This is a genomic window from Pseudomonas sp. Ma2-10 (assembly GCF_054330215.1).
The window spans coordinates 65,049-82,085 of record NZ_JBTEYL010000018.1; the positions used below are offsets into that span (position 1 = coordinate 65,049).

16 protein-coding genes are annotated in these 17,037 nt (G+C 58.6%); 10 read left to right on the forward strand and 6 right to left on the reverse strand.

What is annotated here, in order from left to right; genetic code table 11:
* Window positions 1-2 precede the first annotated feature (2 nt).
* Window positions 3-2,057 (reverse strand): S9 family peptidase, encoded by a 2,055-nt coding sequence (locus ACXPVS_RS19835; RefSeq protein ID WP_458511440.1) that lies wholly within the window; start codon window positions 2,055-2,057, stop codon window positions 3-5.
* Between the two features lie 100 nt (window positions 2,058-2,157).
* Between ACXPVS_RS19835 and ACXPVS_RS19840 the strand changes: the two genes are divergently transcribed.
* Genes ACXPVS_RS19840 through ACXPVS_RS19850 form a run of 3 tightly spaced genes read left to right on the forward strand, consistent with a single transcriptional unit; the run spans window position 2,158 to window position 4,016 of the window.
* Entirely contained in the window at window positions 2,158-2,652 is a 495-nt protein-coding gene (locus ACXPVS_RS19840) for an MFS transporter (RefSeq protein WP_458511441.1), read from the forward strand.
* 32 nt (window positions 2,653-2,684) lie between these two features.
* Window positions 2,685-3,461 (forward strand): class II glutamine amidotransferase, encoded by a 777-nt coding sequence (locus tag ACXPVS_RS19845; RefSeq protein WP_458511442.1) that lies wholly within the window; start codon window positions 2,685-2,687, stop codon window positions 3,459-3,461.
* Between the two features lie 12 nt (window positions 3,462-3,473).
* Window positions 3,474-4,016 (forward strand): DUF2937 family protein, encoded by a 543-nt coding sequence (locus tag ACXPVS_RS19850; protein WP_458511443.1) that lies wholly within the window; start codon window positions 3,474-3,476, stop codon window positions 4,014-4,016.
* A gap of 183 nt (window positions 4,017-4,199) precedes the next feature.
* Here the strand turns inward: ACXPVS_RS19850 and ACXPVS_RS19855 are convergent, their stop codons facing one another.
* Window positions 4,200-5,129 carry a LysR family transcriptional regulator gene (locus ACXPVS_RS19855; RefSeq protein WP_458511444.1) on the reverse strand — a complete coding sequence of 310 codons (930 nt, stop codon included), beginning with the start codon at window positions 5,127-5,129 and terminating at the stop codon, window positions 4,200-4,202.
* 158 nt (window positions 5,130-5,287) lie between these two features.
* Here ACXPVS_RS19855 and ACXPVS_RS19860 point away from each other — a divergent pair, with 158 nt between their 5' ends.
* The 4 genes from ACXPVS_RS19860 (at window position 5,288) to ACXPVS_RS19875 (ending at window position 9,026) form a co-directional block, all read left to right on the forward strand.
* Complete coding sequence (locus ACXPVS_RS19860) at window positions 5,288-6,574, forward strand: MFS transporter (RefSeq protein WP_458511445.1); 1,287 nt, start codon at window positions 5,288-5,290, stop codon at window positions 6,572-6,574.
* 75 nt (window positions 6,575-6,649) lie between these two features.
* Window positions 6,650-7,402 carry a 5-oxoprolinase subunit PxpA gene (locus ACXPVS_RS19865; RefSeq protein WP_134422161.1) on the forward strand — a complete coding sequence of 251 codons (753 nt, stop codon included), beginning with the start codon at window positions 6,650-6,652 and terminating at the stop codon, window positions 7,400-7,402.
* Entirely contained in the window at window positions 7,399-8,103 is a 705-nt protein-coding gene (locus ACXPVS_RS19870; protein WP_458511446.1) for a 5-oxoprolinase subunit B family protein, read from the forward strand. The genes ACXPVS_RS19865 and ACXPVS_RS19870 overlap by 4 nt, the downstream gene beginning before the upstream one ends.
* A complete protein-coding gene (locus ACXPVS_RS19875) occupies window positions 8,100-9,026 on the forward strand; it encodes a 5-oxoprolinase subunit C family protein (RefSeq protein ID WP_458511447.1) in 927 nt (308 codons plus the stop codon). Before ACXPVS_RS19870 ends, ACXPVS_RS19875 begins: the two co-directional genes overlap by 4 nt.
* A 35-nt stretch (window positions 9,027-9,061) precedes the next feature.
* On the opposite strand, the gene ACXPVS_RS19880 is transcribed toward ACXPVS_RS19875, so the two are convergent.
* The 3 genes from ACXPVS_RS19880 to ACXPVS_RS19890 form a co-directional block, all read right to left on the reverse strand.
* Complete coding sequence (locus tag ACXPVS_RS19880) at window positions 9,062-10,240, reverse strand: vWA domain-containing protein (protein ID WP_458511448.1); 1,179 nt, start codon at window positions 10,238-10,240, stop codon at window positions 9,062-9,064.
* Window positions 10,241-10,251: 11 nt separating this feature from the next.
* Window positions 10,252-11,097, reverse strand: a complete 846-nt coding sequence (locus tag ACXPVS_RS19885; RefSeq protein ID WP_140677330.1) for an AAA family ATPase — start codon at window positions 11,095-11,097, stop codon at window positions 10,252-10,254.
* Window positions 11,098-11,240: 143 nt separating this feature from the next.
* Window positions 11,241-12,317 carry a DUF748 domain-containing protein gene (locus ACXPVS_RS19890; RefSeq protein ID WP_458511449.1) on the reverse strand — a complete coding sequence of 359 codons (1,077 nt, stop codon included), beginning with the start codon at window positions 12,315-12,317 and terminating at the stop codon, window positions 11,241-11,243.
* 125 nt (window positions 12,318-12,442) lie between these two features.
* Between ACXPVS_RS19890 and cysK the strand changes: the two genes are divergently transcribed.
* The 3 genes from cysK to ACXPVS_RS19905 all read left to right on the forward strand — a co-directional run bounded on the left by cysK (window position 12,443) and on the right by ACXPVS_RS19905 (window position 15,875).
* Window positions 12,443-13,417: a cysteine synthase A gene (cysK, locus tag ACXPVS_RS19895; protein WP_458511450.1), complete on the forward strand. Its 975-nt coding sequence runs from the start codon at window positions 12,443-12,445 to the stop codon at window positions 13,415-13,417.
* 220 nt (window positions 13,418-13,637) lie between these two features.
* The gene (locus tag ACXPVS_RS19900) at window positions 13,638-14,576 is read left to right on the forward strand and encodes an aspartyl/asparaginyl beta-hydroxylase domain-containing protein (RefSeq protein ID WP_458511451.1); all 939 of its coding nucleotides are present in this window, start codon (window positions 13,638-13,640) and stop codon (window positions 14,574-14,576) included.
* 435 nt (window positions 14,577-15,011) lie between these two features.
* The gene (locus tag ACXPVS_RS19905; protein ID WP_458511452.1) at window positions 15,012-15,875 is read left to right on the forward strand and encodes a DMT family transporter; all 864 of its coding nucleotides are present in this window, start codon (window positions 15,012-15,014) and stop codon (window positions 15,873-15,875) included.
* A 137-nt stretch (window positions 15,876-16,012) separates the two neighbouring features.
* Here the strand turns inward: ACXPVS_RS19905 and ACXPVS_RS19910 are convergent, their stop codons facing one another.
* A complete protein-coding gene (locus tag ACXPVS_RS19910; RefSeq protein WP_458511453.1) occupies window positions 16,013-16,921 on the reverse strand; it encodes a DMT family transporter in 909 nt (302 codons plus the stop codon).
* Between the last annotated feature and the right edge of the window lie 116 nt (window positions 16,922-17,037).

Here is a 17,037-nt window from a genome sequence, read left to right on the forward strand (position 1 = left end):
CCTCAGACGATGCCCAAAACCTTGAAAACAAATGCGTATTCGAGTGCTACGTCACGCAACCCCTGATAACGACCGCTCATCCCGCCATGCCCGGCGCCCAATTCGGTCTTGAGCAGCAGGGGATTGGTGTCGGTTTTGCTCGCGCGTAATTTCGCCACCCACTTGGCTGCTTCCCAGTACTGCACGCGACTGTCGTTGTAGCCGGCGATCACCAGGGTCGCCGGATAGGCTTGCGCGGTGACATTTTCGTACGGGGCGTAGGCCTTGATCCGCTCATAGACGTCCGGTTCTTCAGGATTGCCCCACTCGTCGTATTCGGTCACGGTCAACGGCAGATCCGGGTCGAGCATGGTGTTCAGCACATCGACGAACGGCACTTCGGCAATTGCAGCAGCAAATAACTCTGGCCGCTGATTGAGTACCGCGCCGATCAGCAGACCACCGGCGCTGCCGCCGCTGATCGCCAGTTGCTGTGAAGTAGTGAAACCGTTGGCGATCAGGTGTTCAGCGCAGGCGATGAAGTCGCTGAAGGTGTTGTGTTTGTGTTCCTGCTTGCCCGCGCGATACCAGGCCTCGCCCAGCTCACCGCCGCCACGCACGTGAGCGATGGCGAACGCCACGCCACGATCCAGCAGACTCAAGCGGGCGTGGGAGAACCACGGGTCGAGGCTTTCGCCGTAAGCGCCATAGCCGTACAGATAAAGCGGCGTCGGCTTGCCGAGTGCTTCGCGTTTGACGACGAGGCTGATCGGCACTTTCGTACCGTCAGGTGCCGTCGCCCACAGGCGTTGACTGACGTAGGCGTCGGCGTCGAACGGGCCGAGCACTGGGGTTTCCTTGAGGACTTTCTGCTCGCCGCCGCCCAGCTCTAGCTGACGGATTTGCGCCGGGCGGTTCAAGGCTTCGTAGCGCAGGCGGATCTTGTCGCTGACGAACTCCAGACTGTTCTGCACGTGAAGGCTGTAGGCCGCATCCGGCAATTGCACGCGGTAGCTCGGCAGGTCTTGCGGATGAACTTCGATGATCGGCAAGCCACCCTCACGCAAACTCAGGGTCAGGGCGCCGGCATTCAGGCTCATGCCTTCGATCATCACCGTGTCACTGTGGGGGATCAGGTTCTGCCAGTCGGCCTCGGTCGGCGCCACGCCGGTGTCTGCGGCGTGGTACAGGGCAAAGTTGATGCCGTCGCGATTGGTGCGAATGAACCAGGTCCATTGACCGTCGAGCGCGCCGTGGTCGACCTCGTACTCATGGTCTTCAACCCTAGGTGCGATGCAGGTAAAAGCCTGCTGCGGCTGGAGCGCGTCAAGCACCCAGACTTCGCTGGTGGTCTTGCTGCCCAGGGACAGCAGCAATTGCTGCTCGGAACTGGAGCGGTAGCAATGCATGAAGAATCGACCGTCCGGCTCATGGAACACTTCTTCGGCCGACGTACCGTCCAGCCGATAGCGAAACAGTTTGTGCGGGCGATGGGTGTCGTCCAGTTCGCCGAAGAACAGCGTCAGGCTGTCATTGGCCCAGGTCATGCTGCCGTCGCAATCCTGGAACTCCAGTTCACTGACACGGCCGTTGGACAACTCCTTCACGAACAGCGTGAAAATCTCATCGCCCGTGGCGTCGATGCTGTAGGCCAGACGCTGGTGGTCCGGGCTGATACTGAAGGCGCCCAGGGAAAAGAAGCCGCCGTTAGCCAGTTCATTCGGGTCCAGCAGCAGCTGTTCCTGGCTTTCGTCGAGCTGCAGGCTGTCATCGGCAGGACGTGGGCAGCGATAGTGGCGGGCATATTCATCACAGGCCGTGGTGCGCGTGTAATACAGGTACGGACCCCAAGGGGAGGGCAAGGACAGGTCGGTTTCGAGAATCCGGGCTTTGATCTCTTCGAACAGCGTTTCACGCAACCGGGCCTGATCGGCGGTTTGCGCCTCTTGGTAGCGGTTCTCCGCTTTCAGGTAGTCGAGCACCGCGTCGGTGTCGCGCTCCTGCAGCCAGGCATACGGGTCGTCGCCGTCGGCCTTGTGGGCAATGGGCGCGTCGGAAACGTTGACGGATAGGGGCATGAAGGGCTCTCGATCGTTTGACGAAATGGTGTTCGCAGAAGGCGGGCAAGCCTGACGTGCGAAAAGTCGTTACTATAAGCGCCTCTTTGCCTGCCTTGCCATGGACACCATGACCGAGAACGACTATCTGATCGCTTGGGGCCTCTACGCCTTTGCCGCTTTAGGCTGCCTGTTGGTGTGGATGCGCTTGACCCGCTGGATGTGGCGCTGGCTGCGCGAGCCGCTGCGGCTGTTAGTGGCCGTGTTGCTGTTCTGCCCGACCATCATTGATCCGGTTAAGGAAAAGGTCGCTCCGGCCATCGCCATCACTGCCCTTGATCTGTTGTTCAAGGTCGGCAACAACGCCTGGCGCGCGATTTCCGACCTGTTCATGTACAGCATGATCGCCTTCGGTATTTACTTGGTGTTCGTGGCGATCCGTTTCCCTATCGAACGTGCGTCCAGCGCTCGCAAGGAACGGGCTGCTGCTGCCAAGGCGACCCGGGCCGATGAACCTGAGGAGGCGCAACCTTTCGGCGGTGCGGGCAATGATCGTTACGGTCGTTCACCGGTGCCGAGCAACCCCCAGCGATTGCGGGTCGAGCCGCGTCTGTAACCTTGCCCCTGCCTTTCAGCGAGAATCCGAGCATGTGTGAGTTATTGGGCATGAGCGCCAATGTGCCGACCGATATCGTGTTCAGCTTCACTGGGCTGATGCAGCGCGGCGGCCGCACGGGCCCGCACCGTGACGGCTGGGGCATCGCCTTTTACGAGGGCCGTGGCCTGCGTCTGTTTCAGGACCCGGCGGCGAGCTGTGAGTCCGAAGTCGCGAATCTGGTGCAACGCTATCCGATCAAGAGCGAAGTGGTGATCGGGCACATCCGCCAGGCCAATGTCGGCAAGGTCTGCCTGGCCAATACCCATCCGTTTGTGCGTGAGCTGTGGGGACGTAACTGGTGTTTTGCCCACAACGGCCAGCTCGCGGAGTTTCAACCGATCAAGAGTTTTTACCGCCCGGTCGGCGATACCGACAGCGAAGCAGCGTTCTGCGATTTGCTCAATCGCGTGCGCACCGCGTTCCCGGAACCGGTAGAGGTCGAAGAGCTGCTGCCAGAACTGGTGGCTGCCTGCGCCGAGTACCGTAGCAATGGCGTGTTCAACTGCCTGCTCAGCGATGGCGACTGGTTGTTCTGCTATTGCTCGACCAAACTGGCGCAAATCACCCGTCGCGCGCCATTTGGTCCGGCGCGTTTGAAGGACGTCGATGTGATCGTCGATTTTCAGGCCGAAACCACGCCCAATGACGTGGTCACGGTGATCGCCACCGACCCCTTGACCGAAAACGAAACCTGGACCCGCTACGAACCGGGCCAATGGAGCCTCTGGCGACGCGGTGAATGCGTCAGCCAGGGCAAGACCGAATAAGGACTTCCCTTCATGTTGCTTAGTTATCTACGGCTGGTGTTGTTCGCGGCGGGCCTGTTGATCGGTGTCCAGGTGCCCGGGTTCGTCAGCGATTATGCCAAACGGGTCGAAGCGCATCTGATTGAGGCGCAGACCGGTTTGAGCGGTTTTCAGGGCACGGCAAATCAGTTCTTCAAGGGTGACATGCAAGCGTTGGTGGCCCATTACCGCGCCAGTGAAGATCCGATTTTTCGCAGCGATGCCGACAGCCTGAGCACCTTGCTGACCCGTCAATTGGCCCTCGATAAACAGTTCCAGGCCATGCAAGGCCCGTGGTACATCCGCTTCTTGCAAGTGGCATTGGCTGCCGATCCGGATATTCGCAAGGAAACCTGGAGCGGCTACAGCTACCAGATTTTGCTGACCCCGCAAGCGATGATCTGGGGCATGAGCGGGGCGTTGCTGTTGTCGTTCGGTATTGAATGCCTGTTCCGTCTGATCGACTGGGTGGTGCTGGGCGGCAAACGCCTGCGCCAGAGCCGGCCGATCGAGGATCGGAATGTTCGCGGGCTGTAACACTGGAGGCGACTTGCCGGCGATTGCCGCGACACGGTATGCCCGGCAGATCGCATCGCTGGCAAGCCGGCTCCTGTTTTTACCAGTCGACCGAGTAGCTCATGCTCAACGTGCGACCTTCGGCATTGGCGTACGGCGCTCTGGCGTTGGCCCGCTCAACCAGCATCTTGGTGAGCTGTTTGATCAGGCCATTTTCGCCGGCTTGCTCAAAACGATGTAGTGTTCGCCCACTTTCTGCGCATAGCGCTCCACGACTTGCTGACACAACGCCACGATTTCCTCGACCCACTCCACGCCAACCCGCCACGACACCACCACCTGCAAATTCGGTGGCTGTTGATCGATGGCCAGTAAGGTCAATTCCCCCCGCGCCAGTTCCTCGGCGACCAGCACCGGCGGCAGCGCGCCAATACCGAAACCGTCCCGCAGCAATCGGGTGATTGCCGAGACCGAGTTCACGCAGTTCAACCGTGGCGTCATGATGCCGTTGGCCTGCATCAGGGCGAGAATCTCCTGATGCGGATGGGAGTTTTTCGAATAGGTAATGATCCGTTCCCGCGCCAGGTCGGCAATGCCTGAATACTCACGGTTGTAGATCGAATGGGTAGCCACAATCCAGCCCATCGGGTGACTGGCCAGCTCAAGGCTGCGCACACTTTCCTGACGCAACAGATCGGTTTGCAGGATCAGATCGAGAAAGCCTTTTTGCAGCTGATCGCAGAGGTTGAGCGCGGTATCGGCCACCAACTCGATTTCCACCCGCGGATAGTTATCCGTCATTTGCGCCACCCACGGGCTCAACCAGGTATGGATGACCGTATCCATCACGCCGATGCGAACTCGTCCGACCTTGCTCGAACGGGTTTCGATCGACTGCTTGAGGGCTTGCATGGTGTCCATCATTTGCTCGGCGTACTCGAGCACTTTCAAGCCTTCGGGCGTCATGCGCACGCCACGTGAGTCGCGCAGGAACAGCTTGACCCTGAGCTCGCCTTCGAGCACGGCAATGCGGCTGGATATCGACGCCTGGGTGGTGAAAAGCTTGTCTGCCGTCAGGCGAAAACTCTTGAGTCGGGCGACCCAGACAAAGGTCTCGAGAAACTTCAGGTTCATGGGGTCTGCTCGGGGATAAAGAATTCTTATGTCTAGGGCGGGGTTTTATTAGTTGGACGCAGCAGGGCCGGCAGCCCAAAAATCAGGCCATCCGGTTCCCACGATAGGCGTCGTCGGGGCTCAGAACAATACCAATAAAATTTGCGCGGAGATTTTCCATGAGTGCGCCCGACACGCTCGACATCCCAAAAGCCACGGTTCGCCCGGGACCTTTCGACTGGTACCGCAACATCAACAAGCAGGAGCGCCGCACGTTCTGGAGCTGCAAGATTGGCTATGGCCTGGACGGCATGGACACGCAGATGCTCAGCTTCGTGGTGCCGACCCTGATTGCGATGTGGGGTATCACCACCGGCCAGGCCGGGATGATTCACACCAGCACGCTGATCGCCTCTGCCATCGGCGGGTGGGTGGCGGGGATTCTGTCCGACCGCATCGGTCGCGTACGCACCTTGCAACTCACCGTGCTGTGGTTCGCCTTCTTCACCTTCCTCTGCGGCTTCGCCCAGAACTACGAACAACTGCTGATCAGCCGCACGCTGATGGGCTTCGGTTTCGGTGGTGAATGGACCGCCGGCGCGGTGCTGATGGGTGAAGTGATTCGCGCCAAGGACCGTGGCAAGGCTGTTGGCATGGTGCAATCCGGCTGGGCATTGGGTTGGGGACTGACGGCAATCTTGTATGCGCTGCTGTTCTCGGTGCTGCCACCGGAAGACGCCTGGCGCGCACTGTTCATCCTTGGCATCGTGCCGGCGATTTTTGTGATTTTCGTCCGCCGACTGGTCAAGGACCCGGAAATCTATCGCGAGGCCAAGGCTAAGCAAGAACCCAGCAATCCGGCAAAATTCTACGAGATATTCGCTCCCGGCATCCTTTTCACCACGATTCGCGCGTCGGTGTTGACCACCGGTGCTCTGGGCGGTTACTACGCGATCACCTCCTGGTTGCCGACCTTTCTGAAGAACGAACGCGGTTTGAGCGTACTCGGTACGGGCGGTTATCTGGCGATGGTGATCGTCGGTTCCTACGTCGGTTACGTCATCAGCGCGTATTTGACTGACATCCTCGGGCGTAAAAAGAACTTCATTCTGTTCGCGGTCGGCTCGTTCACCATTGTTTTGCTCTACACCCAATTGCCGGTCAGCAATGGCGTGATGCTCTGGCTGGGCTTTCCTTTGGGCTTTTTCGCTTCGGGGATTTTCAGTGGCATGGGCGCGTTCTTGACCGAGCTGTTTCCGACGCGGATTCGCGGTTCGGGTCAGGGCTTTTGCTACAACATCGGCCGGGCGCTGGCGGCGTTGTTCCCGCTGTTGATCGGCTTGATGAGCCAGAAGGTGCCATTGAGTGTGGGAATCGGTGCTTTTGCGGCGATGTCCTACGGGGTGGTGATCCTTGCGGCCTTAAGCCTGCCAGAAACCCGTGGCAAACAACTCGAAGCCCAATAACTTAATGCCCAGCAACTGATAATCTGCGGGCAAATGCCTACAGTTAAAAGAATAAAACCTACAGGAGTGTTCACCGTGAACCGCCTGCTATTGAACTGCGACATCGGCGAGAGCTTCGGCAACTGGACCATGGGTCTGGACGCCGAGGTCATGCCCTTCATCGATTGCGCCAACATCGCCTGCGGCTTCCATGCCGGCGACCCGAGCATCATGCGCAAGACCGTCAGCCTGGCCTTGAGCAACGGTGTGCAGATCGGCGCACATCCGGCGTATCAGGATCTGGTTGGCTTCGGCCGCCGTTCCATGGCCTACACCGCCCAGGAACTCCAGGACATTGTGCATTACCAGATCGGCGCTCTCGACGGCATTTGCCGCGCTCAGGGCGGGCGGGTGAGTTACGTCAAACCGCACGGCGCGATGTACAACGACATGATGGCCAACCCGGCGCAATTGCGCGCAGTGCTTCAGGCTGTGGCGTCCTATGATCGTGAGTTACCGCTGATGTTGATGGCCACTCGCGACAACAGCGCAGCCCAACAGTTGGGCGATGAGTACGGCGTCACCCTGTGGTTCGAAGCCTTCGCCGATCGCGCTTACGACAGTGCGGGAATGCTGGTCTCGCGGCAACTGCCGGGCGCAGTGCATCACGATCCCGAGACCATCATCGAGCAGGCGCTGACCATTGCTCGCGGTGGCAACCTTACGGCCAGCGATGGCAGTGCCTTGCACTTGCAAGCCAACACGCTTTGCGTACACGGCGACAATGCCAGCTCGGTAGCTGCCGTGCGGCGTATTCGCGAAGCCCTTGATCAGCAGAGCGCGCCATGAACCTGCGGGTAGAAGTGGTGGCACTGGATTGCTTGATGGTCCGTCTGTTTGATGAGATCTGCGAGGTCAACATGCCATGGATGCTCGCCGCCAGTGAAAGTCTGCGTGCGGCATTTGCCGGGTATCTGATCGATCTGGTGCCGTCCTATACGACGTTGATGGTGCATTACGATCTGACCGCGTTGAGTCCGGCCCAGGCTCGGGCGCTGATCGCCGAGGCCTTGAACGATCTGTCGCCCAGCGCCTGCACCCGCGGCAAATGTCATGTGCTGCCGGTCTGGTATGACTTGAGCGTTGGCCCGGAGTTGAGCCTGTTGTCCCATCGCAGCGGATTGGCAGTGGATGAAGTGATCCGCCTCCACAGCGAGCGCGAATATCAGGTGTTCGCCTTGGGTTTCGCGCCAGGTTTCGCCTTCATGGGGCTGGTGGAAGAAGCGCTGGCGGCGCCGCGTCTGAATACCCCGCGCAACAAGGTGGCGGCGGGCAGTGTCGGCATCGCCGAACGCCAAACGGCCGCCTACCCGGTGGTGTCTCCCGGTGGCTGGAATCTGATCGGCCGCACCCCGGCCAAATTGTTCGACCGCGAACGCGACGGCTACAGCCTGATGCAACCAGGCGATACGGTGCGTTTCGAAGCCGTCAGCCATGCAGAATTCATCAATCTGGACGGTGATGACACGCCGTTGGAGGCACAGGCATGAGCCGTCTATCAATACAAGCGAGTACGCCGTTGTGCCTGTTGCAGGACGCTGGCCGTTTCGGCGTGCGGCATCTGGGCGTGACCCAGGGCGGGGCGGCGGATTGGCGATCGATGTCATGGGCTAATTGGTTGCTGGGCAATGGCCTGGATGCACCGGTGATTGAAATCACCCTTGGCGCGTTTACTGTCGTTGCCGAAGAGGATTGCGTGCTGGCGATGGCCGGGGCGGATCTGGGGGCGCAGGTGGATGGCAAGGCGTTGGCGCCGTGGCGCAGTTTCAGGCTGAACAAAGGTCAGCAATTGCAATTCACTCAGCCGCTGCTTGGTGCTCGGGCTTATTTGGCGGCCCCGGGCGGATTTGATGCGCCAAAGGTGTTGGGCAGCAGCGCAACGGTGGTTCGTGAGGAACTCGGCGGGCTGGATGGCATGGGCCGGGCGTTGGCCAAAGATGCGCAGTTGAGCTACTCGGGCAGCTCACTGCTCCTGCTGCGGGAGTTGGCGCGCGAACAGGTACCGGATTTCAAACGCAACGCGCCGCTGGACCTTGTGCTCGGTGCCCAGATCGGCGAGTTCAGTGGACAGAGTTTGTTCGACGCGTTCAACAGCGTCTGGACCCTCGACAGCCGTGCCGACCGGATGGGCATACGCTTGCTGGGACCGGCGTTGCAGTACCAGGGCAAGCCGATGATTTCCGAAGGCATCCCGCTGGGCGCGGTTCAGGTACCGCCGGACGGGCAGCCGATTGTATTGCTCAATGATCGGCAGACCATTGGTGGCTACCCGCGATTGGGCGCCTTGACGCCGTTGGCGCTGGCGCGACTGGCGCAGTGTCTGCCAGGGACGCAGGTACGGTTGAAACCGGTGGTGCAGGATGTCGCGCATCGGGAGCAAGTCGAGTATCTACGCCGGTTTGCCTCACACTGATCGTTCCCACTCGGAGCGTGGGAACGATCCGCGCGCTATTTGGAAAGAAACCGCATCCCTTCTTCCAAACCCCGCAACGTCAGCGGGTACATCTGGTCGTTAATCAAGTCCCGCACGATATTGGTCGACGACGTATAGCCCCACGTATCTTTCGGATACGGGTTGATCCAGATGACCTTCTTGTACTTCTCCATGAACCGCTGCATCCACACATAACCCGCTTCTTCGTTCCAGTGCTCGACGCTGCCGCCGGCCTGGGTGATTTCGTACGGCGCCATGGCGGCGTCACCGATGAAGATCACTTTGTAGTCGGCGCCGTATTTGTGCAGCAGATCCTGGGTCGAGGTGCGTTCGGAGGTGCGGCGCATATTGTTCTTCCACACCGACTCATAAATGAAGTTGTGGAAGTAGAAATACTCCAAGTGCTTGAACTCGGTCTTGCAGGCCGAGAACAGCTCTTCGCAGATCTTCACGTGGGCGTCCATCGAGCCGCCGATGTCGAACAACAGCAATAGCTTGACGGTGTTGCGCCGCTCCGGACGCATCTGGATGTTCAGCAGCCCGGCATCGCGCGCGGTGTGGTCGATGGTGCCATCGATGTCCAGCTCTTCCGCCGCACCCTGGCGCGCGAATTTGCGCAGCCGTCGCAGGGCGACCTTGATGTTGCGCGTGCCCAGCTCCACCGAATCGTCGAGGTTTTTGTACTCGCGCTGATCCCAGACCTTGACCGCTTTGCCTTGACGTTTGCCGGCATCGCCGACGCGAATGCCTTCCGGGTTGAAGCCCCCGGAGCCGAACGGGCTGGTGCCGCCGGTGCCGATCCACTTGTTACCGCCGGCATGGCGTTCTTTTTGTTCTTCGAGGCGTTTCTTGAACTCTTCGATCAGCGTGTCCAGGCCGCCGAGGGACTGGATCGCGGCCCGCTCTTCGTCGCTCAGCGAACGCTCGAACTCCTTGCGCAGCCAATCTTGCGGGATCAAGGCTTGAAGGTGATCGTCGAGTTTTTCCAGGCCATTGAAGTAAGCACCGAAGGCCCGGTCGAATTTGTCGAAATGCTTTTCATCCTTCACCAGAATCGCCCGGGACAAGTAGTAAAACTCGTCCATGTCGGCGAAGGTTACGCGCTGTTTCAACGCGTTGATCAGGTCCAGCAGCTCCCGTACCGAGACCGGCACTTTGGCTGCGCGCATTTCATTGAACAGGTTGAGCAGCATGGCGTTTGCCCTTATCGAGTGCCGCGACGGCTCATGAACGCCAGACGTTCAAGCAACTGCACGTCCTGTTCGTTCTTCACCAAAGCGCCGGCCAGCGGCGGAATGGCCTTGGTCGGATCGCGTTCGCGCAGCACGGCTTCGCCGATGTTGTCGGCCATCAGCAGTTTCAGCCAGTCCACCAGTTCGGAGGTCGATGGCTTCTTTTTCAAGCCCGGTACCTTGCGCACGTCGAAGAACACGTCCAGCGCTTCGCTGACCAGGTCTTTCTTGATGTTCGGGTAATGAACGTCGACGATTTTCTGCAGCGTGACGCGGTCAGGAAAAGCGATGTAATGGAAGAAGCAGCGACGCAGGAAGGCGTCCGGCAGCTCTTTCTCGTTGTTGGAGGTAATGATGATGATCGGGCGTTTCTTGGCCTTGATGGTCTCGTCGATCTCGTAAACGTAGAACTCCATCTTGTCGAGTTCTTGCAGCAGATCGTTCGGGAATTCGATGTCGGCCTTGTCGATTTCGTCGATCAGCAGAATCACCCGCTCCTCGGATTCGAAGGCTTCCCACAACTTGCCCTTTTTCAGGTAGTTGCGAACGTCGTGAACCTTTTCCGTGCCCAGTTGCGAGTCGCGCAGACGGCTGACCGCATCGTACTCGTACAGGCCCTGATGCGCCTTGGTGGTGGACTTGATGTGCCAGGTGATCAATTTGGCGCCGAAGGACTCGGCCAATTGCTCGGCGAGCATGGTCTTGCCGGTGCCCGGCTCGCCCTTGACCAACAGCGGACGCTCCAGGGTGATGGCGGCGTTGACTGCCAGTTTCAGGTCATCGGTGGCGACGTAGGCCGGGGTGCCTTCGAACTTCATCTGCTAATCCTCGAACGGTAATGCCGACCTGAACGAGGCAGGGCGGGGCGCAATAATTGTAGTGCCCGACTATAACGCGGTGCCCGGTCGACTGTGAACGCAGACGGCTTATTCAGTCTCTGAATGGGGCGTCACATCTTGACTCAGCCCGCGTCCGGCTTTGACCGCTCATAGCGGGCATTGAACGCCTGAATGAAACCATTGCGTAAAATCTGCAAAAACGCCTGGAACGCGCTGATATCTTGGCGATGCACATTGCCGCTCAGTTCCACGCGAGTGGCGAACTGGTTCTTGCCCTGGTTTTTCAGCACCGTTTCGGAGCCACCGACGATGGCCTCCCAAATGGAGCGGAAAATCCCTTTCTCCTTGTTCTCGACGTCCTGCTGCCAATTGAACACGTCGACGTCCTTTAGCAGCGGTTTGATGTAACCCGTTAACTGCGCTTTTTTAGCCTGCGCTTCAATGACCACATCACCGTGACCTGCATTGAAGTCGAACTTGCCATAGGCCGAGGCGAAGTCGTTCATGCGTTTGAGTTCGATGTCCTTGGCCCGCAGACGGAATTCGAAGTCTTCGAAATTGCTCAACGGGTCGAAGGTTGCAGTGGTTTCCAGTGGCGCATGCCCTAACAACAGCGCCTTGCCTTCGAAACGAGCGCCGCGCTTGCCTTTGGTGTCGACCACGTTGGTCAGGTTGTAAATGCTGGCGTTGACCTGAGTGGCGTCCATGTTCACGGGGGGCTTGGAATTGAAGTTGCGGAAACTGATCTTGCCATCGTTGATCCGCACTTCATTCAAGGTAATGGGGGCCAGTTTGCTCAACTGCGCACGCCAGTCGGTGCCCTGACCGGTCTGCGAGTTTTGCTTGTTGGCGCCGCCGTCGACGAAGTTCACCTCGGGTTTGAAGAACTGCACCTCGGCCACGACGGCATGGTCGTACACGAGCGAGTGCCAGCTGACGGAAAGGTCGATCAAGGGCGCGTTGACGAAAGGCACCGGGACCTTGCCGTCGACCTTGACGATTTTCAGTCCGTTGATTTTGTAGGCACCGCGCCACAGGGCCAGGTCCACATCGGTGATTTGGCCACGGTAGTCGCCCATGTCCGCGAGCTTGTCGTTCAGGTAGTCGCGCACCATGTAGGGCAAGGCGATGTGCAGGGCAATCAGCAGCACAACGAGGCCGGTGAGGGTCCATAGGGGCCAACTGTATCTGCGTTTCATGATGGCAAATCTCTGGCGATGTAAACCATTGACTGCTGAGGTTACGGGACGTTCGACTGACTGGACGACCACGTGCAACAAGCATACCTTGGAGAGCTTATTTAACGCTGTACAAGGACCCAGCCATGAGCCGTATCTACGCTGACAACGCCCATTCCATCGGCAATACGCCGCTGGTGCAGATCAACCGTATCGCCCCGCGCGGCGTGACCATCCTGGCCAAGATCGAAGGGCGTAACCCCGGATACTCGGTTAAGTGCCGGATCGGTGCGAGCATGATCTGGGACGCCGAAAGCACCGGCAAACTCAAGCCTGGCATGACCATCGTCGAACCGACCTCAGGCAATACCGGTATCGGCCTGGCGTTCGTCGCGGCGGCTCGCGGTTACAAGTTGATGCTGACCATGCCAGCATCCATGAGTATCGAGCGACGCAAAGTGCTCAAGGCTCTGGGGGCTGAACTGGTACTGACCGAACCGGCCAAGGGCATGAAAGGAGCGATTGAGAAAGCGGCTGACATTCTCGCCAGCGACCCGTCCAGGTACTTCATGCCGGCACAGTTCGACAACCCGGCCAACCCGGCTATCCACGAAAAAACGACGGGGCCGGAAATCTGGAACGACACCGACGGTGCAGTCGACGTACTGGTGGCGGGCGTCGGAACAGGTGGAACCATCACCGGGGTTTCGCGCTATATCAAGAATACCCAGGGCAAACCGATTATTTCGGTGGCGGTGGAGCCCGCGGTGTCGCCGGTCATCACTCAGGCAATGGCCGGTGAAGAAATCAAGCCCAGCCCTCACAAGATCCAGGGTATTGGTGCCGGTTTTGTGCCGAAGAATCTTGACCTGTCGATGATTGATCGGGTTGAGTTGGTCAGCGATGACGAATCCAAGGCCATGGCCCTGCGCCTGATGCAGGAAGAAGGGATTTTGAGCGGCATTTCCTGCGGCGCCGCCATGGCGGTGGCCGTCCGTCTGGCGCAAACCCCGGAAATGCAGGGCAAGACCATTGTGGTGATCCTGCCGGACTCCGGTGAACGCTACCTGTCGAGCACGCTGTTCAGTGATCTGTTTACCGAGCTGGAGAATCAGCAATAGGCGTTGCGTTTTTTGATCCAGTGGAAGGGGTTGATTCCGGTCAGCCCCCGTTCAGGGTCCTTATGTTAAGAAGTGCTTTATTGCGCAATCTTTAACACTGAATGTCGAGATACACGGGTTCTTCCCGAGGTCGGTAATGTTTATCATAGCCAGCTGCCACGTCGGGTAAGCAAACAGAAAATGGCGTTGTGCAACGTTGTCTACTGTCAAGGAGTTGTTGATGACCGTTTCCCTTGCCGCAAAGGCGTCGCTTTTGTTGTTGTTTTTCGGCAGCACTCTTTATGTGCATTTGCGCGGCAAGGCGCGTTTGCCGGTCTTGCGTCAGTTCGTCAATCACTCGGCTTTGTTCGCGCCCTATAACGCCTTGATGTACTTGTTCTCCAGCGTGCCATCCAAACCCTATCTTGACCGCAACAAGTTCCCGGAACTGGATGTGCTCAAGGACAACTGGGAAGTCATCCGCGACGAAGCGATGCATTTGTTCGACGAGGGTTACATCCGCGCCGCCGAAAGGAACAACGACGCGGGTTTCGGATCGTTCTTCAAAAAAGGCTGGAAGCGTTTCTACCTCAAGTGGTACGACAAACCGCTGCCCTCAGCTGAAGCCTTGTGCCCGAAAACCGTGGCCTTGGTTAGCAGCATTCCCAACGTCAAAGGCGCCATGTTCGCGTTGTTGCCAGGTGGCAGCCACCTCAACCCGCATCGCGATCCGTTCGCCGGTTCCCTGCGTTATCACCTGGGGCTGTCGACGCCAAACTCCGACGATTGCCGGATTTTCGTCGACGGTCAGGTCTACGCTTGGCGGGATGGCGAAGACGTAATGTTCGACGAAACCTACGTTCATTGGGTCAAGAATGAAACCGACAAGACTCGGGTCATTCTTTTTTGCGACATCGAGCGACCGCTGAGCAACCGCCTGATGACCCGCATCAACCGCTGGGTCAGTGGCTTTTTGGGGCGCGCCACTGCACCGCAGAATCTTGATGATGAACGTGTCGGCGGGATTAACCATGTTTACGCATGGAGCAAGAACTCCAGTGACAAGTTCAGTGGTGGGATCAAACAGTGGAAGCGTCGCAATCCCAAGGTGTACCGCGTGCTGCGTCCAGTGTTGGCGTTGGTGGTGCTGACATTGTTGGGGTATTGGGTGTTTGGCTGATACCGTTTTTTTATGCACCTGTTCGCCACTGGCGATTGGTGTAAGGCTCTTGTTTATTGGTAATTGAGCCAAGCCATTGCAATCCATCTCACACGCTGGTTATAGTCGGCGCTCGATGTTTTCCATCCAACGTTCCCCCTCATCAAGAAAAGATCAGCCCATGCCAGCTTCCCTCATCAACGCGGTAGTCGATTCAGCGGTCAACGCTGGCGTCGTGCCGTGCGGGAATCAGCAGCCTGTGCAGATCAGTCATTACCCTCCACCTGTCAGTAGCTCGCCGGTGTGCGCAGTCGTATCACCGCCAAGCGTTGGCTTTTCGGGCTGATCAGCTTTTTTCTGCTGTTCTCACGCCCGTCTGAAAAAGCGTCCGCTTGAAAAACTACTGAATTTCAGCTTCGGCTGAGTTGGCTTTTTGCCTGACTACAGGTGGTATTCATGTTTGTCCTTTCGAAACAATCCGCGCTCGCGGCGGCGTCCACGAGCCTGTTCGTTCTGCTGTGGAGCAGCGGGGCGATCTTCTCCAAATGGGGCCTGGCCCACGCGTCACCCTTTGCTTTTCTGTTGATTCGTTTCGCCATCGCAATCTGCGGATTGATGCTGCTGGTGCCGTTGCTCAAGTTGAAGCTGCCCAAGCGCGGCAAGCCGATGCTGTATGCGATGGCCACGGGTGTGGTGTTGCTGGGGGCTTACCAGATTTTCTATCTGCTGGCCCTCGACCTGAAAGTCACCCCGGGAGTAATGGCGACGATCATGGGCGTGCAGCCCATTCTTACGGTGGTGATCATGGAGCGTCAGCGATCAGCCAGCAGAATGTTTGGTCTGACACTGGGTTTGGCCGGGTTGATCATGGTGGTTTACCAGGGCATCGGTCTGGCCGGTATGTCGCTGGCCGGTATGCTCTTTGGTTTGCTGGCGCTGGCGAGCATGACGATGGGTTCGATCATGCAGAAGCGCATCACCGACAATCCCCTGGGCACGCTGCCAGTGCAGTACCTGGCGGGGCTGTTGCTCTGCGCAGTCTTCGTGCCGTTCCAGCCCTTTCATTTCGAACACAGCACCGGTTTCATCGTGCCGGTGTTGTGGATGGGACTGGTCGTGTCGGTGCTGGCGACCTTGTTGCTGTATCGCCTGATTGCACGGGGCAACCTGGTCAATGTCACCAGTCTGTTTTACCTGGTGCCGGCGGTGACAGCGGTCATGGACTACCTGATTTTTGGCAATAAACTGGCAGCGTTGAGCATGCTCGGCATGTTGCTGATCATCATCGGTCTGGTGTTCGTATTCCGTAAAAACGCTTGAAGCAAAGCAAGGCCTGAGGCATGAGCCCCAGGCCTTGTTTATTTGGCCAGTGCATGCTCGCCGCGAAACATCAGACCGTCCTCGGCAGTCGCGGGGAATGTCGGTTGGTGGATCACCGTATCAGCCGCGCAGCACCACTACCGCGCAGCGACTTCCAGCGGTTTCACCACCGCCGTCTTCAATACCAACCACAACGCCGCCGCAATCAACACCCCGCCATAGATGTGCGCCATCGACAACGGCTCATCCAGCAACATCGCCCCCCACAACACCCCGAACGGCGGGATCATGAAGGTCACGGTCATCGACTTCACCGGGCCAACCGAGCTGAGTAAGCGGAAGTAAATAATGTACGCAAACGCCGTACACACCAGCCCCAACCCCAGCAGCGACAACCAGACACTCCAGCCGCCCCAGCTCTCGGGTGGCTGGCTGATCACGCTGTACCCAAACAGCGGCAACAGAAACAACGTGGCGCCCAGCATGCTGCCCACCGCCGATAGACGGCTGTCGAGACCACCGGCCTGATCAAGCCAACGCCGTGCGAGGAATCCGGCGAAACCGTAGCAAGTCGTGGCGAGCAGGCAGGCGAGGGCGCCCATCAGCAGTTCCGTGTCGAACGCCACCGGACCGGCACGGGTCAAGATGCCCACGCCAAACAACCCGAGGAACACACCGCCAAGCTTGGCGGCGGTGAGTTTTTCATGAAAGAACAGACCGCCGATCAGCACGCCCATTAACGGCGTGGTGGCGTTGAAAATCGCCGAATAACCGGCCGGCAACACTTGGGCTGCAACGGAATAAAGCGTTGCCGGAATCCCGGAGTTGATCACCCCGAGCAGCATCACGGTTTTGAGCTTGCCTTTGAAATCCCAACTGATGCGCATCAGCCCGAGAATCACCAGCAGCCCGACCGCGGCAATCGACACGCGGAAAAAAGCAGTGGGGATTGTGCCAATCACCGGGGCGATGATGCGCATGAACAGAAAGCTCGCGCCCCAAATGGCGGCAAGCGACAACAAACGCAGAGTATCGACGGGGTTCACAGCACGTTCCTTCCTTGATTAGCGCGCAAGTGTCGCGCCAGTCAGGACGCAAGGCAATGGTTGCGTTGCGTAACAAAGGGCCACTAAGCTCAGGCCCCACGATAAGCATCAGCCGC